Below are 26,694 nucleotides of genomic sequence, written 5' to 3'. Positions count from 1 at the left end.
GGAGCTCTTAGAGCTCCATTTTTGTATCTGCCGTTTGAATGATGTGCATACCTACAGAATATACCCACACAACGTTAAGTCGGACGGAGATAGAGAAGGAAGATATAGTGCGATTGATTCGGTTTTCTCAAAATAAGACGGCTGAGAAACTGGTTTAACGTATTGTCTTCTCATATATTAAGAATCTATTGCTTAGAGAAGGAGAAACATTGTGGCCAAACGGACACCACCAGAAATTCTGGCTAAGCAGACGGTCGCGCAATCTCGACTGTTTACGATTGAAGCGATTGATTTACGTTTTAGCAATGGCGAAGAACGTGTGTATGAACGTATGCGTCCGAGTGATCGCCATGCGGTCATGGTTGTGCCGGTCACCGAACAAGGTGATTTATTGCTGGTGCGTGAATACGCGGCTGGCACCGAGCGCTACGAGTTAGGTTTTCCTAAAGGATTAATCGATCTTGGTGAAAGCGCCATCGAGGCAGCGAATCGAGAGCTAAAAGAAGAAATTGGTTTTGGTGCTCACAACTTGGTGCCATTAAAAGAGGTGATCCTCGCGCCATCGTATTTCTCAAGCAAGATGACGCTGTTTATTGGCCAAGAGCTCTACGCGGAACAATTGCTGGGGGATGAGCCTGAGCCATTAGAGATCGTGCGTTGGCCATTGGCACAAGCAGAAGAACTGCTGACCCATCTCGACTTTTGTGAAGCGCGCAGTATTACCGCATTGATGCTCGCTCTACGCTATCTAAAATCATAATAAGTGCGTCGCCCAAGGAACGATTATGCCAATAAGCCCTGACCTTTCTCACCATCTTCCCGCTGTGATTGACATTGCACGTACTGCAGGTCAACTGATCTTAGATATTTATCAGACCAAGCAGTACGAAGCGTACACCAAAAGTGACTCAACTCCGGTTACCAGTGCCGACCTTGCTGCGCATAAGTTCATCGTCGAGAAGTTGTCTGAACTCACGCCTGATATTCCCGTGTTATCGGAGGAAGCGGCGGATATTAGCTTGGAACAACGCTCACAGTGGGATCGTTATTGGCTGGTGGATCCGCTGGATGGTACGCAAGAGTTTATTGCCCGTAGTGGGGACTTTGCGACCATCATTGCCTTAATTGAAAATAACAAGCCGATCATGGGTGTGGTGTATGGGCCAGTTTCGGGGGTGACTTACTATGCCTACCAAGGCAAAGGCGCATGGAAGATTCCAGATATGAGCGAAAATGTGCGTATCACCACGCATAAGCATGAAGGTCCGCAGCAGCCGATTGCGATTGCCATCAGTCGTCGCCAAGACATCAATCGTATTACGGAGCGCATGAGTAGTGCGTGGAACTACGACTTGGTGCCATTGGGCTCTGCGGCGTTGAAGGCGTGCTTGGTGGCCGAAGGGGCGGTGGATTGTTACTTACGTTTAGGTCCGACTGGTGAGTGGGATACGGCGGCAACGCAGTGTATCGTTGAAGAGGCGGGTGGGCGTATTCTGAGTACTTTGCTTGAGCCGCTCTCTTACAATGAGCGTGACACGTTAGAGAACCCGAACTTTATCGTCTTGGGTGATGAGCAATTACCGTGGCATGACATCTTACTGGTGAAAGATTAGGTCATGAATTGCCTGTCTCTCTGCATAGGCATAGGCATAGGCCTCGATATCGGATAATGATGAATGAGCTCGCTTCGGCGGGCTTTTTTATGCCTGAATGTTATCGCCGATGGCCATCTTTATGACTTACTTTGGGCATTCAAAGGTTTAGCGACTTGTTATTACTCATGAGAAAAATTGTCAAAACAGCAATATTGACGAGCCTTGACGATGATGAAATGGCGATCTTATTCACGTTTTTGCTGAGAAAATTTAACGTGAGTTCATTTTGAGCGCTGGTAAATAGAGCGATGAACGACTTAAGTTATTGATTGATGTATCAACGGTAGTGATTTAGATCGCAGAAATATCGTCAAAAGATTTTTAATGATTTTGACGTGCCTCGTAACCTATTGAAAATAAACTTTTTATATTTTTCTGATTTCGGCCAATTTGAACTGGATCACCGAATCCTATCGATTAATTTTACTGCGAAAAATAACTCCCTATATTTTGACGTCATTGGATGTACTTTTTTTGGTAAGCGCAGCCGTTTTGGTTGCTTGTTTCGGTAAGTGTTCACAAGGTAAGTAAGATGTTGAAACCAACTATGATCGCAGTTTCAGTGTTAGCAACTTTGGCCGGTTGTTCTTCGCTGCAGAGCCCACAAAGCGTGGTAGATTCACTAGCAGATAACTTAGATATCAACTATCAAGTCATGACTAATCACGGTGCGAACGATGGTCTCGCATGTGAAAACCTCGGTGCGGAGTGGGCATCGTGCAATAAAGTTATCATGACTTTAGATAACCAAGGCGCAGCCGTTGACTCAAAAGAGTGGGCAATTTACTTCCACAGCATTCGTTTAATCTTAGACGTCGACAATGAGCAGTTTAAAGTCACTCGTATTACGGGGGATCTACATAAGCTGGAACCTACGGATAAGTTTGATGGCTTTGCGGCTGGCGAAAAAGTCGAGTTGGGTTTGATTGGTGAGTACTGGCAATTATTTGCGACCGACTTTATGCCGGGTGCATTTGTGACCGCTCCTGATGCTCAGCCAAAGATGATCGCATCACTGAATACGGAAGATGTTGCTAGTTTTGTTTCTGGCCTTGAAGGTGACAACCTAAAACGCACACCCGATGACAACAACGTTTTTGCTAATGCCGTAACGCGCTTTGAGAAGAACGCGGATCTTGCTCAGCAAGATGTCTCAACGACCTTACTGCCAACCCCACTGCATGTTGAAGCGGGTACCGGTTCAGTGAGCCTTGCTCAAGGTCTTGCGCTACCAAGCACCTTATTCAGCGCGGAACAATTCAAAGCATTACAAGCACGCGGCGCATTATTGGACATCAACCTAGCGGGTGAGCTTGCGGTTGAGACCAGCATTGTACCGAGTGAATTTCCAGAAGATTTAGCCAAAGCAGGTGCTTACGAACTCGTGATTGGCGAGCAAGGCATCAAGATTGTCGCGTTTGACCAAGCTGGCCTGTTCTACGGCGTGCAATCTATCTTCGGTTTGGCTGATGGCTTGATGGGCGAAGAAGCAACATTGCCACAAATCCGCATCATCGATGCGCCGCGCTTTGATTACCGTGGTGTCATGGTGGATGTGGCGCGTAACTTCCACAGTAAAGACGCGATTCTCGCCACGCTAGACCAAATGGCGGCTTACAAGATGAACAAGCTACACCTTCACTTAACCGATGATGAAGGTTGGCGTTTAGAAATTCCAGGCCTTCCTGAGTTAACGGATATCGGCGGCCAGCGTTGCTTTGACCTTGATGAGCAACAATGTCTGTTACCACAGTTAGGTTCTGGTCCTACTTCAGATAACTTCGGTTCAGGCTACTTTAGCAAAACCGATTATGTTGAAATTCTGAAATACGCCAAAGCACGTAACATTGAAGTGATCCCTGAAATCGACATGCCAGCGCACGCGCGTTCTGCAGTGGTTTCAATGGAAGCGCGTTACGATCGCTTAATGGCGGCAGGCCAAACAGAACAAGCGAACGAATACCGTTTGATGGACCCGCAAGATAGCTCGAACGTCACGACGGTTCAGTTCTACGATAAGCACAGCTTTATCAACCCGTGTCTTGATTCTTCAACCCGCTTTGTTGACAAAGTGATCTCTGAAGTGGCGGCAATGCACCAAGAAGCGGGCGCCCCTCTCACTACATGGCACTTTGGTGGCGATGAAGCGAAGAACATCAAATTGGGCGCAGGCTTCCAAGATGTAAACGCAGAAGAGAAAGTGAACTGGAAAGGCACGATTGACCTGTCTCAACAAGACAAGCCATTCGCGAAGTCACCACAATGTAAGACCCTAATTGAAAACGGTACGGTGAGCGATTACGGCCATCTACCAAGTTACTTTGCCGAAGAAGTGTCGAAGATTGTGGCAGCAAAAGGCATCCCTAACTTCCAAGCTTGGCAAGATGGTTTGAAATACAGTGAAGGTGGCGAGAAAGCCTTCGCAACTGAAAATACCCGCGTAAACTTCTGGGATGTTCTTTACTGGGGCGGTACGTCTTCAGTGTACGAATGGTCTGAAAAAGGCTATGACGTAATTGTCTCTAACCCAGATTACGTTTACATGGATATGCCTTACGAAGCGGATCCTCAAGAGCGCGGTTACTACTGGGCAACTCGTGCAACCGATACACGCAAGATGTTTGGTTTTGCACCGGAAAACATGCCACAAAACGCGGAAACCTCATTGGACCGTGATGGCAATGGTTTCACGGGTAAAGGCACCATTGAAGCGAAACCGTTCTACGGCTTGTCAGCGCAACTTTGGTCTGAAACGGTGCGTACTGATGAGCAGTACGAATACATGGTCTTCCCTCGCGTACTAGCTGCCGCTGAGCGTGCTTGGCATGAAGCTGAGTGGGAAAACGACTACCAAGTGGGCGTTGAATACTCGCAAAACACCAACCTAGTTGATAAAGAAGCACGTAATCAAGATTACAACCGCTTTGCGAACGTACTTGGTCAACGTGAATTGGCGAAGCTGGAAAAAGCGGGCATTGATTACCGTCTACCAGTACCGGGTGCGAAAATTGAAAACGGCAAGTTAGCCATGAACAGTGCGTTCCCAGGTATTGAGCTGCAATACTCAATCGATGGCGAAAATTGGCTAACTTACGCAGACAGTCAACGCCCAGCCGTGATGGGTGAAGTCTTCATTCGCTCGGTATCGGCCACCGGTGAGAAAGCCAGTCGTGTGACATCAGTGAAATAATTACTGAACCCAAGAATTTATGTTGTTGGTAAGCCAAGGCCCTGCGTGATGCAGGGTCTTTTTTTGGTTCAAGCCCAATAGAAAGGAAGGTTTTAACGCTGTGCTTTGATCGCGAGGGTTGTCGTTAAGCTTTGGCGTAAATATCACGCTCGCCCAACCAACGTTCGATGATCGCGCTGGCATTGTGCGGGTATTGGTCGTGAATGTGGCGCGCAATGCGTTGAACTTCTGGGATCAAGCGCTGATCGCGAACTAAGTCTGCAATCTTAAAATCGGCCATGCCCGTTTGTTTGGTGCCCAGTAATTCACCCGGACCACGGATTTCCAAATCACGCTGTGCAATCACAAAGCCGTCGTTACTTTCTCTTAGTACACCTAAGCGTTTCTGAGCCGTTTTCGACAGCGGTAAGTGATACAGCAGTACACAGTGACTCGCAACGGTTCCTCGGCCTACACGGCCGCGTAATTGGTGTAATTGCGCCAGACCTAAGCGCTCTGGGTTTTCTATGATCATCAAGCTGGCATTGGGGACGTCCACGCCGACTTCAATTACGGTTGTGGCCACGAGCAGGTGCAATTCGTTGTCTTTGAACGCCTTCATCACCGCTTGTTTCTCTGCCGCTTTCATGCGGCCATGCACTAAGCCGATTTTGACATCGGGCAGAATGCGTTGCAGCTCTTCGGCGGTATCGGCCGCGGCTTGCGCTTCGAGTACCTCCGATTCATCAATCAAGGTACATACCCAATAGGCTTGCTTGCCTTCGTTCAAACAGGCATTGCGTACCCGCTCGACGATGTCATCGCGCTTAGTATCGGGAATGGCGACGGTTTGGATTGGGGTGCGACCCGGTGGTAGCTCATCAATCACGGAGGTTTCTAGATCGGCGTAAGCCGTCATTGCTAAGGTGCGTGGGATTGGCGTCGCCGTCATGATCAACTGGTGCGGGAAGCTGCCTTGTTTCTCGCCTTTAGCTCGCAGTTCTAAACGCTGATGAACACCGAAGCGGTGCTGCTCATCAATGATGACTAAAGCCAGGTTATGGAAGGCAACATGTTCTTGGAATAAGGCATGAGTGCCAACGACCATTTTGGCTTCACCACTGGCAATGCTGGCTAATTGTGCTTCTTTGGCTTTGCCTTTTAGTTTTCCGGCCAGCCAACCTACTTTGATCCCCATCGATTCAAGCCAATGGCCAAAGTTGATCGCGTGTTGCTCGGCGAGCAGTTCGGTTGGTGCCATAAGAGCGACTTGATAGCCGTGTTCAATCGCGCGCACGGCCGCGAGTGCCGCGACTAAGGTTTTACCTGAGCCCACATCGCCTTGCACTAAGCGCATCATGGGATGTGGTTTCGCGAGATCTTGTTCAATTTCATTCACGACGCGTGCTTGAGCGTTGGTCGGAGAGAAGGGCAGTTGTGCCAGTAGCTGCTGTTTTAGTTGCTGGACTTCGGGCAGTGCAATGGCCACATCTTGTTGGCCTTTGCTGCGTACGGCCAGCATAGATAGGTTTTGTGCCAGTAGCTCTTCCATGATCAAGCGAACTTGAGCGGGGTGCTTACCTTCATCAAATAGGGCCAAATCGATATCTGGCGTTGGTCGATGGATGGTATGCAGTGCTTGAGCAAGGGTCGTTTGATGTGGATAAAGCCCGCTTGGTAGCAACTCTTGCACCGCGGCTTTATCTAATAACGCTAAGGCTTGATCGGTTAAGTTGCGTAAGGTCAGTTGACGCAAGCCTTCAGTGGTTGGGTAAACCGGTGTTAAGCTTTGCTCTATTTCGGCTGGCTGGTTAGGCGCATAGAATTTGTAATCTGGATGGACGATCTCCAAACCAAAATTGCCGCGCTTGATTTCCCCAAAGGCATGCACCGTTTTGCCTTCAGCAAAGTTGTTTTTCATCCCGGCGGTAAAGTTAAAAAACTTCAGCGCCACCGTGCCGTTGCCATCGCTGATTTTTACCGTCAGCATTTTGCGCTTACCAAACAGGGTATCGGCGCTCATCACTTTACCTTGCACCGCCGCCCACAGGCCGGCATGCAGTTTTATCATCGGATAAACTCGAGTGCGATCTTCGTAACGTAGCGGCAGGTGGAACAGCAAGTCTTGCACACTGTTGAGGCCAACTTTTTCGAGCTTCTCGGCCACCTTGGCACCAACGCCCGTCAGTGAAGTAAGAGGAATAGCAGAAAGAAGTTGAGACATAACACAAAGCTCGTTAACGAAGATAAAGATAGTTAACCATTTGGCTGTGTTTTTGTACAGGGGAAAGTGAGGGCGACAGGGGGTCAGTGAGGGATAGTCAGCCGAGAGACGCATCGCATGTTATCGAAGCATACTATCTACGATGCGTTCTCGAGCTCTATACGTGCTGTGGTTGACACGTGAATGTTCTATTTGGCTTGCATCTCTGCCCACCAAGCCTCATCCGCGACGATTTGCCCTTCGTCATCTAATGGTGGATAAGGCATCTTTTTGCGCTTCGCGACTTTGGCTAGGACGGGATGGCCACGTTCAAATAAGACGCGATGAATCACTTCTTCTGAGAGCGGGCTGGTTTCACGATTGTACATGCCTGCCGCTTCTCGTTGGCGCTGCGCTTCATACATGATCACCGCGCTCGCCACCGAGACATTGAGCGATTGCACCATACCCATCATCGGGATGATGATGTCTTGATCAGCCAGTTCTTTGGCACGCTTAGAAGCCCCAACTTTTTCGCTGCCTAAAATGATGGCCGTTGGTTTGGTGTAGTCAATCTCGCGAAAATCGACCGCAGTCTCCGACAAGTTGGTGACTAAGATCTGCATGCCTTGTGCTTTCAACTCATCAATTGCGTCATCAATGCTTGTATGCGTATCCACTTCAACCCAGTTACGCGCACCTGCGGAGGTGTGCGTAAGCGTGCGCATTTTGGCTGGCCAAACGGCGTGGATTTTATGAATGCCGGTTGCATCGGCGGTACGAATGACGGCAGATACGTTGTTCGGCTTATGCACTTCTTCTAAGCAGAAAGTCAGATCGGTTTGACGGGCTTTGAGGACTTGTTGAATACGGTTATAGCGTTCTAAATTCATAATTCACTCTAAAAGAAAGGCCCTTGAGAGGGTTGTCTCAAGGGCCTGTAAAGAGAATACAATCAGTTCTTACGACGGCGTACTTTGAGCGTATACGGCATCGATTTAATGCGGCGCATAATGCTCGCCAAGTGCACACGATCTTTGGTGGTCAGTAAGACCGTCACGGTATACAAACGGCCATCGCGCTCTTCGGTTGAAAGACCGTGAATGTTCGATCCCGTTTTGGATATCACATTGGTCAGCTCAGCCAATGCACCTTGACGGTTTTGTACATCGACGCGAAGTTCGGTGCTGAACTCTTGATCGTAATTATCTGACCATTCCACCGCCATGTATTTATCGGGTTCACGTTGGTAACCACGTACGTTTGGACAGGTTTCACGGTGCACCACAAGGCCACGACCCGGAGAAACGTGAGCAATGATGGAGTCATCGGGAATTGGATGACAACAATTGGCAAACGTCAGCAAAATACCTTCTGAACCACGAATTGGCATTTTCTTCTTCGGCGTGTCGCTGGTGGATTCCACTTCCGTTAATTCGTCAGCATCGCCCAATAGACGGCGAGCGACGACAATGCTCATCAGTTCGCCCAAACCAATATCAGCCAGCAGATCTTGTAAGGTACTGATTTTCAGATCTTTCAATACATGATTGATGTTTTCTTCGCTGATGTCAGAGACAGAAAGTTCACCCAAAGCATGATTGAGCAAGCGACGGCCAAGAGTGATCGACTCTTCACGACGCATGGTTTTCAATACTTGACGGATCTTGGTGCGAGCACGAGAGGTAACGACATAGTTGAGCCAAGCCGCATTTGGACGCGCGCCCGGAGCGGAGATGATCTCAATCGTTTGACCGTTTTTCAGTGATTTGCTTAGAGGGTAAGGCGTGCGATCGACACGTGCGCCTACACAGGTATTGCCCACATCGGTATGTACGGCATAAGCAAAATCCACCGCCGTTGCGCCCACAGGCAACTCAACGATACGGCCTTTCGGTGTGAAAACATAAATCTCATCTGGGAACAGATCCGATTTTACGTTCTCAATAAATTCAAATGAGTTGCCAGCGCTTTGTTGTAACTCAAGTAGGCTTTGCATCCAACGCTGAGCTTTCACTTGTGCGGTGGTGCCAGTGCGATCGCCATTGCCTTTGTAAGCCCAATGCGCGGCGACACCTTTGTCTGCCATTTGATCCATATCTTCGGTACGGATCTGCACTTCAACCGGTACGCCGTGAGGGCCAACCATTGAAGTATGAATAGATTGATAGCCATTGGCTTTCGGTACCGCGATGTAATCTTTTACGCGACCTGGACGTGGCTTATACAAGCTGTGTACTTGGCCAAGCACGCGATAACAAGTATCCGCGGCATCGACAATGACACGGAACGCGTAGATATCCATGATGGTATGGAAACGCTGTTCCTTGGTTTTCATCTTGTTGTAGATAGAAAACAGGTTTTTTTCTCGACCCACTACGCGAGCGCTCAGACCGACGTCATCCAAACGGCCTTCAATTTCGCTGTGAATACGCTGGATCATCTCTTTACGATTACCACGCGCTGCTTTGACCACTTCTTTTAAAACGCGGTAACGGTTGGGATACAAGGCTTCAAAGCCAAGTTCTTCCAGTTCGGTTTTAATATTGTGGATGCCAAGACGATGGGCAAGGGGAGAGTAGATTTCGAGCGTTTCACGGGCGATGCGACGTTTTTTATCTGGGCGGAGAGCCCCGAGTGTGCGCATGTTGTGAGTGCGGTCGGCAAGCTTGATCAGAATAACGCGAATGTCTTGCACCATGGCAAGGACCATTTTACGAAAGTTTTCTGCTTGTGCTTCTTTGCGATCACGAAATTTAAGCTTATCCAGCTTAGAGACACCATCCACCAGTTCTGCAACGGTTGTGCCAAATTGCGCTTCTAGATCTTCTTTGGTGACATCACAATCTTCGATGACATCATGAAGTAAGGCAGCTTGGAGAGTTTCGATATCAAGGCGCATTTCGGCCAAAATACGAGAAACCGCAACGGGGTGAATGATATAAGGCTCGCCGCTAGAGCGAGTTTGCCCTTCATGGGCATCTTTCGCTACCACATAAGATTGACGCAGAGCCTCAATTTGAGGCTCTGTTAGATATTCTTGGGCAACGTCTTTGAGGCTATCGAATAGATACAAACTTTAGGCCTAGAAAAGAGTTGTAGAGAAAGTCAGATTAGCGAGTGTGAGCGATGCTGCTTACTGCTGCTAGTTCTGCTGCTTCTTGCTCTTGTTGCTCTTGACGCTCACGCGCATCAAGAATGTCTTTCGTGATCAGGCCTTCTTCGATTTCGCGTAGAGCGATAACCGTAGGCTTATCGTTTTCTTCAGGCACTAGTGAATCTTTCATGCCAGTTTGCATTTGACGAGCGCGGCGAGCCGCAATCAGTACTAGGTCGAAACGGTTGCCAACTTTTTCAACAGCGTCTTGAACAGTTACGCGTGCCATGAGGACTCCAAATAGTTAACTAAAATTTTTAATGACGAGAAATTATACAGGCTTACGCGACTATATTCTAGCCACAGCGTTGTCTCATCTGTGAATGGCTTTTGGGAGATCCTTACTCAGCCAATAGAGCGTCAAGCATGCCTTTATATTTAGCCGCTTGCTTATCTTGCTTCAATCGTTCTGCACGGATGATCGCTTTAAAGTCCATCAGAGCAGTATCAAAGTCATCGTTCACAATAACGTAGTCATACTCGTTATAGTGAGAAATTTCTGCTTTTGCTTCTGCCATGCGTTTTGCAATGACAGCTTCGCTATCTTGACCGCGCGCATTTAGACGGCGTTCTAGCTCACCATTTGATGGCGGTAGAATAAAGATGCTTTGTGCAAGAGGCATTTGTTCGCGGATTTGACGAGCGCCTTGCCAGTCAATATCTAGGAAGACGTCGATGCCTTTTTCAAGGTTTTCTTCGATCCATACGCGAGACGTACCGTAGTAGTTACCGAAGACTTCGGCATACTCAAGGAATTCTGATTTTTCAATCAACTCTTCAAAATGTTCTTTTTGCACAAAGTGATAGTGCACGCCATCTTGCTCACCTGGGCGCATTCCGCGCGTCGTGTGAGATACAGATACTTTCATCGCGTATGTTGGATTGGTTTCCAGCATCGCTGAGATCAAGCTAGATTTACCAGCGCCGCTCGGTGCCGAGACGATATATAGAGTACCTTTGCCCATATGTAACGTTCCACATTTGGTTGGATGGTGCCGAAAAGAAGAGTCGACAGTTTAAAGATAGCACTGACCAAGAAAAATCACGTAAAGAGTGAAAAATAGGTCAGAAAAATGGAGGCGAAGAGTAGCACAATCACAAGGTTCATCACAAGGAAAAGAAATGTGCACAATGGTGCCTTTTATATGTGTTAAGTGGAATAAAAACACGGCGTTAAGGGCAACACACAAAGTAAACGTTTGCTTTATTTCGCATTCAGGCGGTAAAAAGCGTTGAACTTTAATGGTAAATCCTTACAATCCGCGCAAACGATTACGTGCTGTATATGTCTGGTAATTTGGACCGGATGTTTCTACCGCTGAGCCTAACTCGGTGACTACAGTAAGTTTGCTTTAATTAAGGCGAACTTTCTCTATATCAGCATGTGTACCCATCTTCTATTTTATTCAGTTGTAAGGTTACATTGTGAGTGTCGAATCTACCCTCAAAGCCCAGAAATCTTCTGGCATTCTAGAGTCGATCTTTAAGATCTCAGAACGAAAAACCACGGTTAGCACTGAGCTGTACGCTGGCTTTATTACTTTCCTTGCGATGAGCTACATTCTGGCGGTGAACCCTGCGATTTTGGGCGGCATTCCGGGCATGGATAAAGGTGCGGTGTTTACGGCAACGGCGGTATCTGCTGCGATCGCGACTCTCATTATGGGCATTTGGGGTAATTATCCGGTCATGCTTGCACCAGGCATGAGTATGAATGGCTTTTTCAAAGGCATGTTGCTGAGTGGCTCGGTTGCGGTGGTTTGGCATGAAGCGCTGTTTGGTATTTTCCTCTCTGGTGTGCTGTATCTGATTTTGTCGATGACCAATATCCGCAAAGCGATGATTGAATCTCTTCCGGAAGATCTCAAGTTATCGATTACGGTGTCATTGGGTTTGTTTATTGCGTTTCTGGGTTTAAAAAATGCCGGAATAATCGTCTCTAACCCAATTCTTCTCGTGAGCATGGGCGATATTGCCAACCCTCAAGTGTTGATTGCTTACATCAGTATCTTTATTGCGCTTGGGTGCATGGTGCGTGACATTAAGTTGGCGACCTTCATTTCGTTTGTTTCAGCGATTATTTTGACCGTGATGGCCGACTGGATGTTAGGCACGAATTTCGCGCCAATTCCGGATCAAATCGTCTCTATGCCGCCAAGTATGGACAGCACTTTTGGCGCTATTTTTGATTTGTCTGGCATTACGATGGATAAGTGGTTTGATTTACTGTTTATCGTGGTGATCTTCTTGATTGTCGATTTCTTTGATGGCTTGAGCACGATTATTGGTGTGGGCCGTGATGCGGGCATCATCGATGAAGATGGCAAAGTGCCGAATGCACGTTCAGCGCTGGTTGCGGATGCCGGCGGTACGGTGATTGGTTCTATTTTGGGTACAACGTCGATTACGGCCTTCTCTGAATCAGGTATTGCGTCTTCACAGGGCGCGAAAACTGGTCTTGCGGCGGTATTGGTGGCGGGCATGTTTATGCTGTCGTTGTTCTTGTACCCACTGTTTTCTATTTTCTCTGCCGCGATGGTTGCTCCGGCAATGGTCGTGGTCGGTATCTACATGATTGGTCGTTTGGGCCAAATCAATTGGGATCAAAAAGAGTCACGCATTTCTGCTTTCTTTACCATCATGTTTACCGTGTTGAGTTTCTCTCCTGCTAACGGTATGGCAATGGGCTTTATTAGCTACTGCTTTACCATGGTTGTGGCCGGTCGTGGCAAAGAAGTGCATCCGGCGATTTATGCGCTCTCGGTTGTTTTCCTCGCGTACCTGATTTTGCTGTAATTGAGTCGTCGAACACGATAAATAAATGGCCCTGTTTCACACAGGGTCATCCTTTCATCAAAAAGCCGTGATAAAATTATCAGTTAGAGATTAATTATTCGTGAGCTTAAAGCATGCCATCCCATCTTCCTAAGGCGTTTAGTCGTCCATTTTTGAAAGTGTTCCATATCTTGGAAGCGATTCTTTTGGTCGCGATTACCTTGGCGACTTTGTTTGCCATGGTGGAAGAGTTTATTCATGTGTTTGTGGAGAGACGAGTACAGCTGACCGACATTCTGCTGATGTTCATTTACCTTGAAGTGTTGGCCATGGTGCAGCAGTTTGTGATGAACGGTAAAATTCCGGTTCGTTACCCAATTTATATTGCGATGATGGCGATTGCTCGTTACATCACGCTGGGAATGAAAGAGCTCGATGCCATTTTAATTGTGTGGCTGTCAGTGGCGGCGTTTGTTTTAGCTGCCGCGACCTTGTTAATTCGAGTGGGGCACCACTATTGGCCGTATATCGATGGTCGAACAACGGAAAAAGACGAATAGCCGGCAGTAAACAGGTCAGCTATAAACGATGAGAGCCTCGCGATTGCGGGGCTTTTTAGTGAGTGAAACAGATTTATAATCAGAATAGTTGATGAAACGGCTGCACTAGGCGATGACGTCATCTCATTTTTGGTTCAAACTAATCACTTACAGTTAATTGGGTTACCCGCACGCATTTGAAGATAAGACGGGTATATCGTTGATGCGCATTTGAAACACAGCGTGAGTCATCTGTACTCTCGATACGTCAGTGTTAAGAGCGTTAAAGCTCGCTTTTGAGGTAGTTATGCAAGGTATTCTTTCCATCCAGTCTCACGTTGTTTATGGCTGTGCCGGTAACAGTTCAGCGGTATTCCCATTGCAGCGTTTGGGGCACATCGTTTGGCCTATTCACACGGTGCAGTTTTCTAACCACACCCAGTACACACAAGGTTGGACGGGTAAGGTGATGCAGCAAGGGGATATCACGGCATTGGCGGATGGCTTAATCAATATTGATGCCGCGCGTAAAGTGAAAACGGTGATTTCAGGCTACATGGGCAGCGGTGTGCAAGCGGATGAAATTCTGGCCACAGTTGAGCGCGTTAAGCAGCATAATCCACAAGCGTTGTATGTTTGTGATCCGGTGATGGGTGATCCAGAGAAAGGCTGCATTGTGAGCCCGGAAGTCACGGAAGCGCTGTGCGAAAGATTGATGAAAAAAGCCGATATTATCGTGCCAAATCAGTTTGAGTTAGCGCGCTTCACGGGAGTGGATATTCACGACCTAGACAGTGCGATTGAGGCTTGCCAATTGGCGCTGACGATGGGGCCGAAAATTGTGTTAGTGAAGCATCTTCATTGCGCATCAAAGCAAGACTTCACCATGTTGATGGCGTGTGAGCAGGGCTTGTTCTTGGTAACGCGTCCGTTGCTGGATTTTGTTCGCCAACCAGTGGGTGTGGGCGATTTGATTACCTCTATCTTTACGGGTCACTACTTGAATAATAACGATGCGGTCTTGTCGTTTGAGTTGTGTAATAACGCGGTGTACAGCGTGCTAAAAGAAACCGCAGAACGCAATGAATGGGAGCTGCAAATCGTTCCCGTTCAAGACGCAGTTGCCAGCACCGACGAGCCAGCGTTTAAGGCGCAAAAGATTGAGCGTTAGAGCCTCGTTTTAAAGCTTAGTTTACAGCTAACTTTTAAAGGTAAGCTATAAAGCTTCGTTTTTTAGTTTCGTCGTTCTAAAACGAAAAAAGCCCTGAACCGTTGTTTAAGACCAGTTCAGGGCTTTTTGCTATCGGAAATATCGCAAACGATTACTCGATGTTTTGAATTTGTTCGCGCATTTGTTCAATCAGCACTTTAAGCTCAACACCCGATGCGGTGATGTCTGTGCTGATGGATTTTGATGCTAGCGTGTTTGATTCACGGTTAAACTCTTGCATCATGAAGTCCAGCTTACGGCCACAAGCGCCGCCTTTCTTCATCACGACTAGAGTTTCTTTTACGTGAGAATCAAGACGATCAAGCTCTTCTGCCACGTCTGATTTTTGCGCCAGTAGGATCAGCTCTTGTTCAACACGAGAACCATCGAGGTCCACTTTCGCGTCTTCAAACTTGCTCATTAGGCGTTCACGTTGCCAAACCAAGATTTCAGGCATGCGAGCACGAACTTTCACTACTTCATCCGTAATCGCGTTTAGACGCTGCTCAATCAATGCCTTCATGTTGTCACCTTCACGACCACGAGCATCGATAAATTCGTTTACGGCTTCATCAAAGCCCGCAAGTAGGTCTTTGTTGACGCTGTCCATGTCTTGCTCTGGCGTTTCCATCACACCAGACCATTGCATTACTTGGAATGGGTTGATACGGCTATCATCACCGGTGAGCGCCATGACTTGCTTCGCCGCATTGATCACTTGTTTCGCCAGTGTTTCGTTGATAGTCAGATCGCCTTGCGCGGCTGGGTTCGCTTCAAAACGTAGGTGACACTCCACTTTACCGCGCGCTAGGCGTTTACGAAAACGGTCACGCAGGATTGGCTCTAGGCCACGAAACTGTTCTGGTAAGCGGAAGTAGGTTTCTAGGTAGCGTTGGTTTACGCTGCGAATTTCCCATACGGCTGTGCCCCAGTCGCCTTTCACTTCTTTACGGGCGTAAGCAGTCATGCTGTAGATCATCGAATTTTCCTGTCTTATATATGCTGAAAATTAACCTTGAGATAGTAGCACAGTTGTCACATCAATCTTGTCGACTATTACTGCTTTATGAGGATGTCACTGATTTGTCTGTGCGGCTTTGCTCGCCAGTTATATTCTTTTCCGCTATAATCTTGACCCAACCAAACGTTTCCCCTGCTAATTAAGGTACATGCCCATGCGTCCAAACGACCGCAAGGCGGATCAAGTTCGCCCAATCAAAATTACTCGTAACTATACTGCGTATGCAGAAGGCTCTGTACTGGTAGAGTTCGGTAACACCAAGGTTCTTTGTAACGCTTCTATTGAAGAAAACGTACCGCATTGGATGAAAGGCAAGGGTAAGGGCTGGGTAACGGCTGAATACGGCATGCTGCCACGTGCAACGCATACGCGTAACCGTCGTGAAGCGGCGAGCGGTAAGCAAGGCGGACGCACAATGGAAATCCAACGCCTTATCGCGCGCAGCCTACGCGCAGTGGTTGATCTAAAAGCAATGGGTGAGTTTATGATCACCGTTGACTGTGATGTTATCCAAGCAGATGGCGGTACTCGTACTGCGTCTATCTCTGGTGCAAGTGTTGCACTGGCAGATGCATTCCAACACCTGATCGAAAAAGGTAAGTTGAAGAAAAACCCGATGACTGGCCATGTAGCGGCAGTGTCAGTGGGTCTGCTTGGTGAAAACGTATTGTGTGACCTTGAGTATGTTGAAGATTCAGCAGCGGACACCGATATGAACGTCGTCATGACTGAAGATGGTCGCATGATTGAAGTGCAAGGCACGGCAGAAGGCGAACCGTTTACTCACCTACAATTGTTGGCGCTACTAGAGTCGGCGACCAAAGGTGTGGCCGATATTGTTGCGGCGCAGAAAGCGGCGTTGGCGGAATAATCTTTTATAGCTTCCCATTGGGAGGCTATTTTTTTATCTTTTTTGTAGATAACACCACAGCGTTGTTCACTGCAATTTTTCGACCTAATCACATACTTGAGTATGCTCATAGGTTCGAAAAATCTGGCTGCCTAGCTGTGATGCCATCTACTGCAAAGATTACCTCTTCATCGTAAAGGCGAGTCTATTTACTGCCAATGACGTTGAGGAGGGCTGTGTCAAAATATTTGAATTTTTGTAGACCATCTAGCAATGAGTGCTAGAGATTTATTTAGAGAGTAAGAGATGAAAGCATACCAGCGTGAATTTATTGAATTTGCATTAGAGAAGGAAGTTTTAAAGTTTGGTGAGTTTACTTTGAAATCAGGCCGTAAGAGTCCGTATTTCTTTAACGCTGGCCTGTTTAATACTGGCCGTGATTTGGCGCGTTTAGGTCGCTTCTACGCGGCGGCGCTAGCAGACTCTGGTATCGAGTTCGATGTGTTGTTTGGCCCTGCGTACAAAGGCATTCCAATTGCAACCACCACCGCGGTTGCGCTGGCGGATCACCACGATATGGATAAGCCTTACTGCTTTAACCGTAAAGAAGCCAAAGATCACGGTGAAGGTGGCAACCTAGTCGGTAGCGCACTGGAAGGTCGTATCATGCTGGTGGACGATGTGATTACCGCGGGCACGGCGATTCGTGAATCAATGGAAATCATTCAAGCGAACGGCGCAGATCTTGCGGGTGTATTGGTGGCGATTGATCGTCAAGAGAAAGGCAAGGGTGAGTTGTCGGCGATTCAAGAAGTGGAGCGTGACTTCAACTGTGAAATCATCTCTATCGTGAGCCTGACTGACCTTATCACTTACCTTGAAGAAAAAGGCACCAGCGTTGAACACCTAGAAGCGGTGAAAGCGTACCGTGCACAATACGGCATCTAATTTAACCAAGGCGAATGATTGGTTGAACGAAAGCGTATAAACATGAAAGCCCTGCATTTGATGCGGGGCTTTTTGTTTTCTAACGCGGTACCACTTTCTTTAGAAGGTGTGCGTTAGAAGGCCGTGATTGCGGGTTAGGTGCTAGCCTACAACGCTATTGATAACGGCAGGCTTTCTTCGCCTGAGGGTCTGCCATGGTTTTAAAGCGTTTGTGCAGCCACATCCACTGTGAAGGTGCGCGGAGAATCAGCATCTCAATATACTTGTTCATGTAGGCTGCGGCGGCCACTTCATCTTTTTGTGGGTAATCTTGCCCAATGGAGATATCAGCCATGATCTCATACTTGCCTTGGTCATTTCTAAAACCAGAGCCGGGTATGATCTTGCATTTACTGGTATAAGCAAGAATGCTGGTGCCGGTGGTGGTGCAAGCGTCTTCTACCGCGAAAAAGGGCACAAAGACCGACTTGTTGCGACCGTAATCATGATCGGCTAAGTAGAAAAGATGTTTACCTTGGCGCAATACGCGGATCATCTGTTTTATGTCTTTACGATCAATCAGTGTGTTGCCGTTATGAGTTCGGCCCCAGTATTGGATGAAGTTATACGCAGGATTATTGTGTGGACGAAATACACCGTATCCGCCAATGCCGAGTACACCTAATGCTCGTGCGGTGATTTCTAAATTAAGGGCGTGTACACAACAAAGCAGGACGCCTTGTTTTTCTTCGGTGTATTTACGCAGCATGTGCGTGTCTTTATCAACAATAATGCGTTTGAAGCGCCACGTTGGCCAAAACCAAGTGATCCCCGTTTCGATTAAAGCAAGGCCGGTATTTTTGAAGTTGTCTTCGACAATGGCTTGGCGTTCTTGCTCGCTCATATCGGGAAAGGCGAGTTCAAGGTTTCGATGCGTGACGTGAACTCGGCTTTTGCCATATTTCATGCCGATATGGCCGATAAATCGGCCCAAGCGATACAGCAGTGAATAGGGCAAGAGATTGACGATGATGGCTAGGAGCCCAAATCCTAACCAAACGCCCCAATTCTTAGGGTGTAAAAGGGAGAAAGAGAAAGTTGGCTTAGCGTATTTATTATTACTCATCGTCGTCACTATCCTAAACTGATTTCCATGTTCAGAGTTGTCTATTTGTAGGTTATAGGCGCCTGTTATTCAATTTGGTTTTTGAGCAGGGCCCAGTATTCATCGAAGTTCGCAGTCGGCTGATATTTGAAATCAGAACGCACGAAACGATTTAAGCTGCCTTCGACTTGGCCAAGCAATTGCGCAGCGAGGATGCGCTCATCCACCGGAAATGATTTGCCTTCACGCAGTTTACGTTCACGCAAAATTTGACGTAAAGAGGTTTCAATACGTTCAAATAATTGGTTGATACGCTCACGCAGACGTTCATTTTCAAACATCAACGCGTGCCCTGAGAGGATGCGAGTGAGGCCGGGATTGCGTTCAGCAAAGGCGAGTATCAATTGTAGCACTAAGCGAATGCGCGTTAAGGTGTCTTTTTCTTCATCTAAAATACGATTAATGCGCGACATCAAAGATTCTTCGATAAATTCGATGAGGCCTTCAAACATGCGTGCTTTGCTTGGGAAGTGTCGATAAAGCGCCGCTTCTGAAACACCAACTTGCTTCGCCAGTTTCGCGGTTGTAATACGAGAGGCACCATCTGTTGATTCCAACATTTGTGCCAGTGCTTGCAAGATTTCTTCTCGGCGATTGGTTTTTCTTGTTACAGCCATCAACGCTTCCTTTAATTACCACTTTTAGCAAAGAACGGCGCACCCCACTTGTCAGATAAGAATAAGCAGGGTGACTCGCTTCGTTATATGATTTCTTGATTACAGCTTGTCGGCAATGACTTGCAGGATCTGCTGTGCAATCTGTTGTTTGGGTGCAAGGGTAAGTGATTGCTCACCTTCTTTCCAGTATACGGTGATGGCATTATCGTTGCTATTGAACCCTTGGCCCGCAAGCGAGACATCATTCGCACAGATCATATCGAGATTTTTACGTTCCAGTTTACTGATGGCGTACTGCTTCACATTCTGTGTTTCAGCGGCAAAACCCACCGTAAATGGTCGGTTGTCGGCTAAGGCGGCAACACTGGCGACAATATCTGGGTTTTTGACCATGGTGACGGTCATCGCGTCATTATCAGTCGTCTTTTTGATTTTATTTTCAGCGACGTGCTCTGGTCGGTAATCGGCGACAGCGGCGCAGCTGATAAATACATCGCTCTGCTGTGCGTGATTCATCACGGCCTGATGCATTTCAAGAGCGCTCTCGACATTCACGCGTTCACAGCCTTGCGGTGTGGCCAGTGAGACAGGGCCGCTGACGAGAGTGACTGTAGCGCCCAGTTTTTTGGCCATGTCGGCTAATGCAAAGCCCATCTTGCCTGAGCTGTGGTTGCTGATATAACGCACCGGATCGAGCGCTTCACGGGTTGGACCAGCCGTGATTAATACCGATTTGCCTTTTAGTGGTTTATCGGCAAAAAACTGCTCACACAATCCGACCAATTGCATTGGCTCTAGCATACGGCCAGGGCCAACATCACCACACGCTTGCTCACCAGCGGCTGGGCCCCAGATGTGCATACCACGGCGTGCTAACGTCGCAATATTTTCTTGAGTTGCTAAATTGAGGTACATCTGCTGATTCATCGCAGGAGAAACGGCAATCGGCGCATCGCTAGCAAGTACTAACGTTGTTAGAAGGTCATTACCCATGCCAGCAGCCATGCGAGCAATCAAATCGGCCGTGGCTGGCGCCAATAAAACCAAATCTGCCCACTTAGCCAGTTCAATGTGACCCATTGACGCTTCCGCCGCGGGATCTAACAAGCTGTCCGATACGGGTCTGCCTGAGACCGCTTGCATCGTTAACGGAGTAATGAATTCTTTTGCGGCGTGTGTCATCACAACCTGAACTTGTGCGCCTCGTTCAATGAGACGACGAGTTAACTCTGCGCATTTATAAGCAGCAATACCGCCACTGATGCCAAGTAGGATTTTTTTTCCTGCGAGTGTTTGCATGTTTGAATCTCCAAATTTCTGTCGCAGATAATATCACAACCTTTCGTGGGATCCGGTGGGATTAAATGATGTGAAGTTCACGGAACGGAAGCCTCAGCCGTTATCTTCAAGTTTTATTTTTCTGCGTTTTTTATTCGGTTCAAAAAGACGTTGCCCATCATTGATAGGTTGCACAGTTACATGATGGCGACATCGCAGAAGCGAAACAGCAAAGACGATTTCGATTTTGCTGATGAGTTTTGTCCAATGGACTCTCAAATATCCTCCAAACAGTGAGAGAGTCATGGCGATAAAATGTTTGCCCGATCAATTAATGCCCCGAGAGAAGCTGCTTTCTCATGGCGCATCGGCATTAACGGATGCCGAGCTGCTCGCGATATTCCTTCGTACAGGCACGCAAGGTATGAACGTTTTGGAGCTTGCCGACACGCTATTGCAAAATTTTGGTTCGTTACGAAGTTTGTTTGCTGCCTCTGAATCTGAGTTTTGCGAGCATAAGGGGTTGGGTAAGGCGAAGTATGTACAACTGCAGGCGACGTTGGAGATGAGCCAGCGTTACTTGAGTGAGACGCTAAAGCGGGGTGACGCACTGACTAGCCCGCAACAAACTAAGCTATTTTTATCCAGCTTGTTGCGTGATCGCCAGCGAGAAGCCTTCTATGTTTTGTTTTTAGATACCCAGCATCGTGTGATTTGTGCCGAATTAATGTTTGAAGGCACGATTGATTCTGCCAGCGTTTACCCAAGGGAAGTGGTGAAAAGAACACTAGAACACAATGCGACGGCTTTGATTCTTGCGCATAATCATCCCTCAGGCGTCGCTGAGCCGAGTCGGGCTGATCGACACATTACCCGCCGTTTAAGCGATGCATTGGCATTGGTTGAAGTGAAAGTACTCGACCATTTTGTGGTAGGAGACGGTGAAGTCGTTTCTTTTGTGGAGCGAGGGTGGATATGAATCACAATTTTAGTTGTGAGTTTGAATAAATCTAAGTACAATCCCTCGACATTTTTTAGACTAAATTCAGCTCTGCTTAAAAAAAGATCACTGAAATCTGTAAAAAGGATCTGTTCGGGTATTGAGCAATGCTAACCAAGTTAGTATAATGCGCGACCTTTGATAGCCTTGTATAGATATTCTATAGCGGATCTAAACCTCTATCCTTCTGTTTAAGAAATAGAAGAGGTTCGGCCACCAAGGTTGATATCGAGCTGAAACGATTTTGGAGAAGACATTATATGTCACGAGTATGCCAAGTAACTGGTAAGCGTCCAGTAACGGGTAACAACCGTTCACACGCACGAAATGCTACTAAGCGTCGTTTTCTGCCGAACCTACAAACTCATCGTTTCTGGGTAGAGAGCGAAAAACGTTTTGTTAAACTACGCCTTACTGCAAAAGGTATGCGCATTATTGATAAGAAAGGCATCGATGCCGTTCTTGTTGACATTCGTGCACGTGGCGAAAACGTTTAAGAGGAATATAGGCAATGGCAAAGAAAGGCGTTCGTGAGAAAATTCGTCTAGTATCATCTGCTGGTACTGGTCACTTCTACACAACTGACAAGAACAAACGTAACATGCCTGGCAAATTTGAGATCAAGAAATTTGATCCAGTAGTTCGCCAACACGTTATGTACAAAGAAGGCAAGATCAAGTAATTGATTCTTCTTTGAAGCTTCTTATTAAGAAGTTTGAACGATAAAACCCAGCTCTCGAGCTGGGTTTTTTATTATCTAAAACTCCCATATACTTCGACTAGAGACTTAATCTAGGAAGAAAAGTATGCGGTCTACTCGTCATCGCCGTCGTTGGAACAATCTGCTCATCTTGGGTGTGCTTGCGTTTATGCTCGTACTTAACCTGCCTACCTTGATCCAAACTTACTTATTAGATGACGTCACTGAGAGTGAGCATCCCTTTCTACTCAATCCAAACCAAGATCTGCACGCGTTACATGCGACTCAATGGTCACTAACCAATGAGTACGGTGCATGGAAACTGAATGTTCAATCGACAATTTTGCCTCAAGATCTTGCACAGCGTTGGAATTCACTTGTCGGGACAGAAATTACCGATGAAAACTATCAGTCTCTGAAAGCCAATTTGACATCACCACAATCGATTGAAGTGTGGTATGAGGATCAAGAAGAGCCACAAAGGATCACTTATTACCAGTTACCTCAGTTTTGGCTATTAAAAAACTGGCAAGATAAGTGGATTGCGGTGACCGTTGAGCCAAGTTATTTGTTTCCTACTGAATTATCAGAGAAATAACGGAGATTATCGTGCCTGAGTTACCTGAAGTTGAAGTGAGCCGTATGGGGATTACCCCTCATCTTGTTGGACAAACGATTCGTCGTTTGACCTTTCGAACGCCTAAGCTACGTTGGGATATTCCAATGGAATTAAAGCAGTTAGAAGGGCATGTGATTCGAGATATTCGCCGCCGGGCTAAGTATTTGATTATTGAAACCGATGCGGGCTGCGCGATTGTGCATTTAGGTATGTCGGGCTCATTACGAGTATTGGACGCGGAGTTTTCACCGGCTAAACATGATCATGTCGATTTAGTGCTGACTAATGGCAAAGTGCTGCGCTACAACGATCCACGCCGATTTGGCGCTTGGTTATTTAGCCAAGATGGCGAACATGCTGTCCTTGGCCATATGGGACCTGAGCCTCTGACCGATGATTTTAATGCAGACTATATGCTGAAAAAAGCGGTGAATAAGCGCGTTGCGGTAAAGCAATTTATTATGGATAACAAAGTCGTAGTGGGTGTCGGCAACATTTACGCCAGTGAATCTTTGTTTAGCGCCAAGGTACACCCAACACGCGCTGCAGGCAGCTTAACGCTGGTGGAGTGGCAGACACTAGTCGCCGATATCAAACAAGTTTTGGCCCACTCAATTCAGCAAGGTGGCACCACGTTAAAAGACTTTGCTCAAGCCGATGGTAAACCGGGATACTTTGCACAAGAGCTGCAAGTGTATGGCAAAGCCGGTGAGCCTTGCCCAAGTTGCGGTGAAGAGATTAAAGCGCTTAAGATCGGCCAAAGAAACACATTTTTTTGTTCGTGCTGTCAGTTGTGAGAATTTCTTTATACCGTTATTACTGCATTTGCCCTGATTTTTGAAAGTATTTCTGTGCCACCAGAAGAGATATAAGACGCTCACGTTTCGCATCTTTGAATTGTGCTACCCACTGTTGAGCATTATGGATTATAGCCTCTGCTTTTTCAGGGTGAGAGAGGTAATAGTCCATCTTTTCATCCAGATCGGAAAAGTCATCTTTGATTTCCACAAAATGCGTACCCGCTTGTAGTCTGCCTTCCATAAACCATGTCTCAAAGCGCAGCTTTGGTGTAAAGCACAGTGAATTTGAGGACATGATCCATTTAAGGTTGGTAGCTACATCCATCCCTTCAAGACTGAGAATAAACTTGTACTCTAACTGTTCAGCAATGGTCATGGATTTTTTCACATAGTTGAGTTGCCTCGGATCGCTATCTTTGTTATCGACACGGCCTACATTACAACGTGGGTTTCCACAATGTGTGGCTAATAGAGCTCTTCGGTTCGGTCGAAAACCGGTGCCGCGCCATACCAACATATCTTTCTTTTCACTGTAGGGTTTATCACTATCGATAAAGACATAGTGTCGAACAGCATTCAGTTTTAATAATACTGAGTTTTGATTATCACCTTCAATCGGTCTGCTTTTTAAAAAGCTTGGCACATTAGGCACATCGACAACATCGCCATTAATATACTTAAAGGTGAATTTTTGTGGGAAGCCCTTAATCACTTTGAGTAAATCATAGTAGTAAGCACTTCCACCTGTCTGTTTGAAGTTTTTAACTTTGACTAAATCCACATCGCTTAACGTGAAGTTTATATTGTATTTGCAGTAATAGTTAACGCGGTCATTTAAGTAAGATTGATTGAAGTTACCGCGTTGAGCGATGACTTTTACTCTTACAAATCGAAATAAAGCGGCTGGTAGATGGGGCAGCAATCCATTTGATAAGTAGTATTTGAGTTTTTTCATACTGATTTTAGTTTAGCTAAAATGGCACTATTGACTGACGTTGGCACAAATTGGGCGACATCGCCACCATGGGTCGCGACTTCTCGGACAATGGTCGAAGACAAGAAGGCAAACTCTTCCGCCGGCGTTAAAAATATGCTCTCTAAACCGGGTAGTAATTTACGGTACATGCTGGTAAGGCCAAATTCGTACTCAAAATCCATTGTGGTGCGCAGCCCACGAATCAGCACGTCACTCTGTTGTTCTTTTGCAAAATCAACCAGTAGGCCACTAAAGCCAATGACAGATACATTGCTAAGATGGGCGCATGATCTTTTAACCAGTGTGACCCGTTCGTCTAACGTAAACATAGTTTTCTTAGAAGGGCTTGCCGCGACGCCAATCGTGACAGAATTAAACATGCTGGCGGTACGCTCTATTAAATTCAAATGGCCATTGGTAATGGGGTCGAACGTACCTGGATAGATGACACTTTTACTCATCGCATGATCCCACTGTAAACTGGTTAACACCGTTCTCACAACGAGTGAGTTTATTGTCGATGGTATTTTCTAAGATTGCATCATTCTCAGCTAACGAAGCGCGTGAGTTTTCATTATGATAAAGATGGTAGCCTACGCCAGAGAATTTAAGATATAAGCGTTCTTTTCCTGCATTTAACATACGGTGAACAAATTCACTGTCTTCTCTGCCCCAACCAACAAAATCCTGATTGAAACCATTCACCTCGATCACATCCGCTCGCCAAAATGCCATGTTGCATCCTCGAGTCGCTTTGTCATTATTGCGTACATATGAGAATACTTTACTGAGTAGACGGCTGGTAATGCAGTTTTTACGGTTGCGAATCCCCTTTGTGAAAATAGAGGGTACTAATCCGTGATGCATTATTTCCTGGCTGCAGGTTTCGTCTGTCAGAACTCTACCACCTTGAACAAAACGATTAGCTTGCGCGACTTGTTTGTGGGATTGAATGAAGGTTGGAGATAGCACCATATCGCCATCGACCATGATCAGATAATCACCACTCGCTTTTGCTATTGCTCTGTTACGACTCATGGCGAGCTGGAAGCCATTATCTTCGTGCCAACTGTGAATTAATGGAACGGGGAAGTCTGAGCTAAATTGGTCAATGAGCTGCTTTGTGTCATCGCGGGAACCATCATCAGCAACAATCACTTCATCAGGCATAACAGATTGGCGTTTTACACTCTCAAGTACCGCTTTAAGGGCTTCTTTCCAATTATAAGTGGTAATAATTAAAGTGGTTTTCATGACTTCTTAGCCTGTTCACGTAAGTAGAGATCGATGTATTTGACGAAGGTTGAGTGCATGCAAAGCCATGCGAGGATAAAGCCATGCTTACCATCTAAAAAACCACGCTTGATAATGTACATTTTAACAAAGCTTGCAAGGGCGTGAACAATCGCGGTCGTCAGGCCGGATTTTTTCTTTCCTTCGCGCTCATCTGTCCAAGCTTTTAGGTAGCCTGTGGTTTTATTGATGTAGTGGTGCAAATGCTCATACGTGTAATGATTTAAACGCCCATCCAGCTTAATGGTCTGGAAGCCATCATCTTCGACTTTCTCATGCACTAGTGCGTCATTGTAATGGGTATATTCGGCGCGATATAAACGTACGATCCAGTCAGGCGACCAACCAGAGTGATAAATGAATTTGCCAAATGCGGCGCTAAGGCGATTTACTTTGTAAAGTACATTGGGTTTGTTAGCTTCTACCGCCGCTAAGATACTGGCTTTTAATTCAGGAGTGACCTGTTCATCAGCATCAAGCCAAAGTACATAATCAGAAGTGACGTATTGCTGGGCGAGTTGACGTTGCTTGCCAAATCCTGGCCACTCTGAATGGGTGTAGAATTTATCGGTGTATTGGCGCGCAATTTCTTCTGTGGCGTCTGTGCTGCCAGAATCGAGCAGGACGATCTCGTCAACCCAACCTTTCACGGTATCTAGGCATGCTTGTAGGTGCTTTGCTTCATTTTTGACAATGAGAGCAACGGCTAAAGTTGGTTTAGACAAGAAAGTCTTCCTTTT

At 46.7% G+C, this 26,694-nt stretch carries 26 protein-coding genes and 1 riboswitch; of the genes, 13 read left to right on the top strand and 13 right to left on the bottom strand.

The window, feature by feature from the left end:
• The first annotated feature begins 211 nt into the window (after positions 1–211).
• From nudE to OJ16_RS02960, 3 genes are all read left to right on the top strand, one after another.
• The gene (nudE, locus tag OJ16_RS02970; protein WP_040987306.1) at positions 212–760 is read left to right on the top strand and encodes an ADP compounds hydrolase NudE; all 549 of its coding nucleotides are present in this window, start codon (positions 212–214) and stop codon (positions 758–760) included.
• 25 nt (positions 761–785) lie between these two features.
• On the top strand, positions 786–1,613 hold the full coding sequence (cysQ, locus tag OJ16_RS02965) for a 3'(2'),5'-bisphosphate nucleotidase CysQ (protein ID WP_040987304.1): 828 nt from the start codon (positions 786–788) through the stop codon (positions 1,611–1,613).
• A 574-nt stretch (positions 1,614–2,187) separates the two neighbouring features.
• Positions 2,188–4,845, top strand: coding sequence for a beta-N-acetylhexosaminidase (locus OJ16_RS02960; protein ID WP_040987302.1), 2,658 nt, complete (start codon positions 2,188–2,190; stop codon positions 4,843–4,845).
• Positions 4,846–4,969: 124 nt separating this feature from the next.
• On the opposite strand, the gene recG is transcribed toward OJ16_RS02960, so the two are convergent.
• The 5 genes from recG to gmk all read right to left on the bottom strand — a co-directional run bounded on the left by recG (position 4,970) and on the right by gmk (position 11,149).
• The gene (gene recG, locus OJ16_RS02955; RefSeq protein ID WP_040987300.1) at positions 4,970–7,048 is read right to left on the bottom strand and encodes an ATP-dependent DNA helicase RecG; all 2,079 of its coding nucleotides are present in this window, start codon (positions 7,046–7,048) and stop codon (positions 4,970–4,972) included.
• Positions 7,049–7,236: 188 nt separating this feature from the next.
• A complete protein-coding gene (gene trmH, locus OJ16_RS02950; protein WP_040987299.1) occupies positions 7,237–7,920 on the bottom strand; it encodes a tRNA (guanosine(18)-2'-O)-methyltransferase TrmH in 684 nt (227 codons plus the stop codon).
• Positions 7,921–7,982: 62 nt separating this feature from the next.
• Positions 7,983–10,103 (bottom strand): bifunctional GTP diphosphokinase/guanosine-3',5'-bis pyrophosphate 3'-pyrophosphohydrolase, encoded by a 2,121-nt coding sequence (gene spoT / locus OJ16_RS02945; RefSeq protein WP_040987297.1) that lies wholly within the window; start codon positions 10,101–10,103, stop codon positions 7,983–7,985.
• A 37-nt stretch (positions 10,104–10,140) separates the two neighbouring features.
• The gene (rpoZ, locus tag OJ16_RS02940) at positions 10,141–10,413 is read right to left on the bottom strand and encodes a DNA-directed RNA polymerase subunit omega (RefSeq protein WP_005596951.1); all 273 of its coding nucleotides are present in this window, start codon (positions 10,411–10,413) and stop codon (positions 10,141–10,143) included.
• Between the two features lie 112 nt (positions 10,414–10,525).
• Positions 10,526–11,149: a guanylate kinase gene (gmk, locus tag OJ16_RS02935; RefSeq protein WP_005596953.1), complete on the bottom strand. Its 624-nt coding sequence runs from the start codon at positions 11,147–11,149 to the stop codon at positions 10,526–10,528.
• A gap of 294 nt (positions 11,150–11,443) precedes the next feature.
• A riboswitch (purine riboswitch) is annotated at positions 11,444–11,543 on the top strand.
• A gap of 66 nt (positions 11,544–11,609) precedes the next feature.
• Between gmk and OJ16_RS02930 the strand changes: the two genes are divergently transcribed.
• From OJ16_RS02930 to pdxY, 3 genes are all read left to right on the top strand, one after another.
• The gene (locus OJ16_RS02930; RefSeq protein WP_040987295.1) at positions 11,610–12,980 is read left to right on the top strand and encodes an NCS2 family permease; all 1,371 of its coding nucleotides are present in this window, start codon (positions 11,610–11,612) and stop codon (positions 12,978–12,980) included.
• Positions 12,981–13,093: 113 nt separating this feature from the next.
• A complete protein-coding gene (locus OJ16_RS02925; protein WP_040987293.1) occupies positions 13,094–13,519 on the top strand; it encodes a phosphate-starvation-inducible protein PsiE in 426 nt (141 codons plus the stop codon).
• A 286-nt stretch (positions 13,520–13,805) separates the two neighbouring features.
• Positions 13,806–14,669, top strand: coding sequence for a pyridoxal kinase PdxY (gene pdxY, locus OJ16_RS02920; RefSeq protein ID WP_040987291.1), 864 nt, complete (start codon positions 13,806–13,808; stop codon positions 14,667–14,669).
• Between the two features lie 151 nt (positions 14,670–14,820).
• Here pdxY and OJ16_RS02915 read toward each other — a convergent pair whose 3' ends face one another.
• Positions 14,821–15,687, bottom strand: a complete 867-nt coding sequence (locus OJ16_RS02915; protein WP_040987289.1) for a YicC/YloC family endoribonuclease — start codon at positions 15,685–15,687, stop codon at positions 14,821–14,823.
• 196 nt (positions 15,688–15,883) lie between these two features.
• On the opposite strand from OJ16_RS02915, the gene rph reads away from it, so the two are divergent.
• Positions 15,884–16,600: a ribonuclease PH gene (rph, locus tag OJ16_RS02910; RefSeq protein ID WP_040987287.1), complete on the top strand. Its 717-nt coding sequence runs from the start codon at positions 15,884–15,886 to the stop codon at positions 16,598–16,600.
• Positions 16,601–16,885: 285 nt separating this feature from the next.
• Positions 16,886–17,527 (top strand): orotate phosphoribosyltransferase, encoded by a 642-nt coding sequence (gene pyrE, locus OJ16_RS02905; protein WP_040987285.1) that lies wholly within the window; start codon positions 16,886–16,888, stop codon positions 17,525–17,527.
• A 154-nt stretch (positions 17,528–17,681) separates the two neighbouring features.
• On the opposite strand, the gene OJ16_RS02900 is transcribed toward pyrE, so the two are convergent.
• From OJ16_RS02900 to coaBC, 3 genes are all read right to left on the bottom strand, one after another.
• A complete protein-coding gene (locus OJ16_RS02900; protein WP_040987283.1) occupies positions 17,682–18,632 on the bottom strand; it encodes a Kdo(2)-lipid IV(A) acyltransferase in 951 nt (316 codons plus the stop codon).
• Positions 18,633–18,697: 65 nt separating this feature from the next.
• Positions 18,698–19,288: a nucleoid occlusion factor SlmA gene (slmA, locus tag OJ16_RS02895; protein ID WP_040987281.1), complete on the bottom strand. Its 591-nt coding sequence runs from the start codon at positions 19,286–19,288 to the stop codon at positions 18,698–18,700.
• 99 nt (positions 19,289–19,387) lie between these two features.
• Positions 19,388–20,587 carry a bifunctional phosphopantothenoylcysteine decarboxylase/phosphopantothenate--cysteine ligase CoaBC gene (gene coaBC, locus OJ16_RS02890; RefSeq protein WP_040987279.1) on the bottom strand — a complete coding sequence of 400 codons (1,200 nt, stop codon included), beginning with the start codon at positions 20,585–20,587 and terminating at the stop codon, positions 19,388–19,390.
• A gap of 283 nt (positions 20,588–20,870) precedes the next feature.
• Between coaBC and radC the strand changes: the two genes are divergently transcribed.
• From radC to mutM, 5 genes are all read left to right on the top strand, one after another.
• Complete coding sequence (radC, locus tag OJ16_RS02885; RefSeq protein WP_040987276.1) at positions 20,871–21,545, top strand: RadC family protein; 675 nt, start codon at positions 20,871–20,873, stop codon at positions 21,543–21,545.
• Between the two features lie 281 nt (positions 21,546–21,826).
• Positions 21,827–22,063 (top strand): 50S ribosomal protein L28, encoded by a 237-nt coding sequence (gene rpmB / locus OJ16_RS02880; RefSeq protein ID WP_004728407.1) that lies wholly within the window; start codon positions 21,827–21,829, stop codon positions 22,061–22,063.
• A gap of 14 nt (positions 22,064–22,077) precedes the next feature.
• A complete protein-coding gene (gene rpmG, locus OJ16_RS02875) occupies positions 22,078–22,248 on the top strand; it encodes a 50S ribosomal protein L33 (protein WP_005596979.1) in 171 nt (56 codons plus the stop codon).
• Positions 22,249–22,372: 124 nt separating this feature from the next.
• Complete coding sequence (locus tag OJ16_RS02870) at positions 22,373–22,864, top strand: hypothetical protein (protein WP_040987263.1); 492 nt, start codon at positions 22,373–22,375, stop codon at positions 22,862–22,864.
• Between the two features lie 11 nt (positions 22,865–22,875).
• Complete coding sequence (gene mutM, locus OJ16_RS02865; RefSeq protein ID WP_040987260.1) at positions 22,876–23,682, top strand: bifunctional DNA-formamidopyrimidine glycosylase/DNA-(apurinic or apyrimidinic site) lyase; 807 nt, start codon at positions 22,876–22,878, stop codon at positions 23,680–23,682.
• A gap of 19 nt (positions 23,683–23,701) precedes the next feature.
• On the opposite strand, the gene OJ16_RS02860 is transcribed toward mutM, so the two are convergent.
• Genes OJ16_RS02860 through OJ16_RS02845 form a run of 4 tightly spaced genes read right to left on the bottom strand, consistent with a single transcriptional unit; the run spans position 23,702 to position 26,679 of the window.
• The gene (locus tag OJ16_RS02860; RefSeq protein WP_082030207.1) at positions 23,702–24,640 is read right to left on the bottom strand and encodes a glycosyl transferase family 90; all 939 of its coding nucleotides are present in this window, start codon (positions 24,638–24,640) and stop codon (positions 23,702–23,704) included.
• On the bottom strand, positions 24,637–25,122 hold the full coding sequence (coaD, locus tag OJ16_RS02855; RefSeq protein WP_040987256.1) for a pantetheine-phosphate adenylyltransferase: 486 nt from the start codon (positions 25,120–25,122) through the stop codon (positions 24,637–24,639). The genes OJ16_RS02860 and coaD overlap by 4 nt, the downstream gene beginning before the upstream one ends.
• Positions 25,115–25,915 carry a glycosyltransferase family 2 protein gene (locus OJ16_RS02850; protein WP_040987254.1) on the bottom strand — a complete coding sequence of 267 codons (801 nt, stop codon included), beginning with the start codon at positions 25,913–25,915 and terminating at the stop codon, positions 25,115–25,117. Before OJ16_RS02850 ends, coaD begins: the two co-directional genes overlap by 8 nt.
• Complete coding sequence (locus OJ16_RS02845; RefSeq protein ID WP_040987252.1) at positions 25,912–26,679, bottom strand: glycosyltransferase family 2 protein; 768 nt, start codon at positions 26,677–26,679, stop codon at positions 25,912–25,914. Before OJ16_RS02845 ends, OJ16_RS02850 begins: the two co-directional genes overlap by 4 nt.
• Between the last annotated feature and the right edge of the window lie 15 nt (positions 26,680–26,694).

The organism is Vibrio renipiscarius, from assembly GCF_000827885.1.
Taxonomy (GTDB): Bacteria; Pseudomonadota; Gammaproteobacteria; order Enterobacterales; family Vibrionaceae; genus Vibrio; species Vibrio renipiscarius.
Note: the sequence above shows the minus strand (reverse complement) of the source record. Positions and strands in the feature narration are given on the sequence as shown.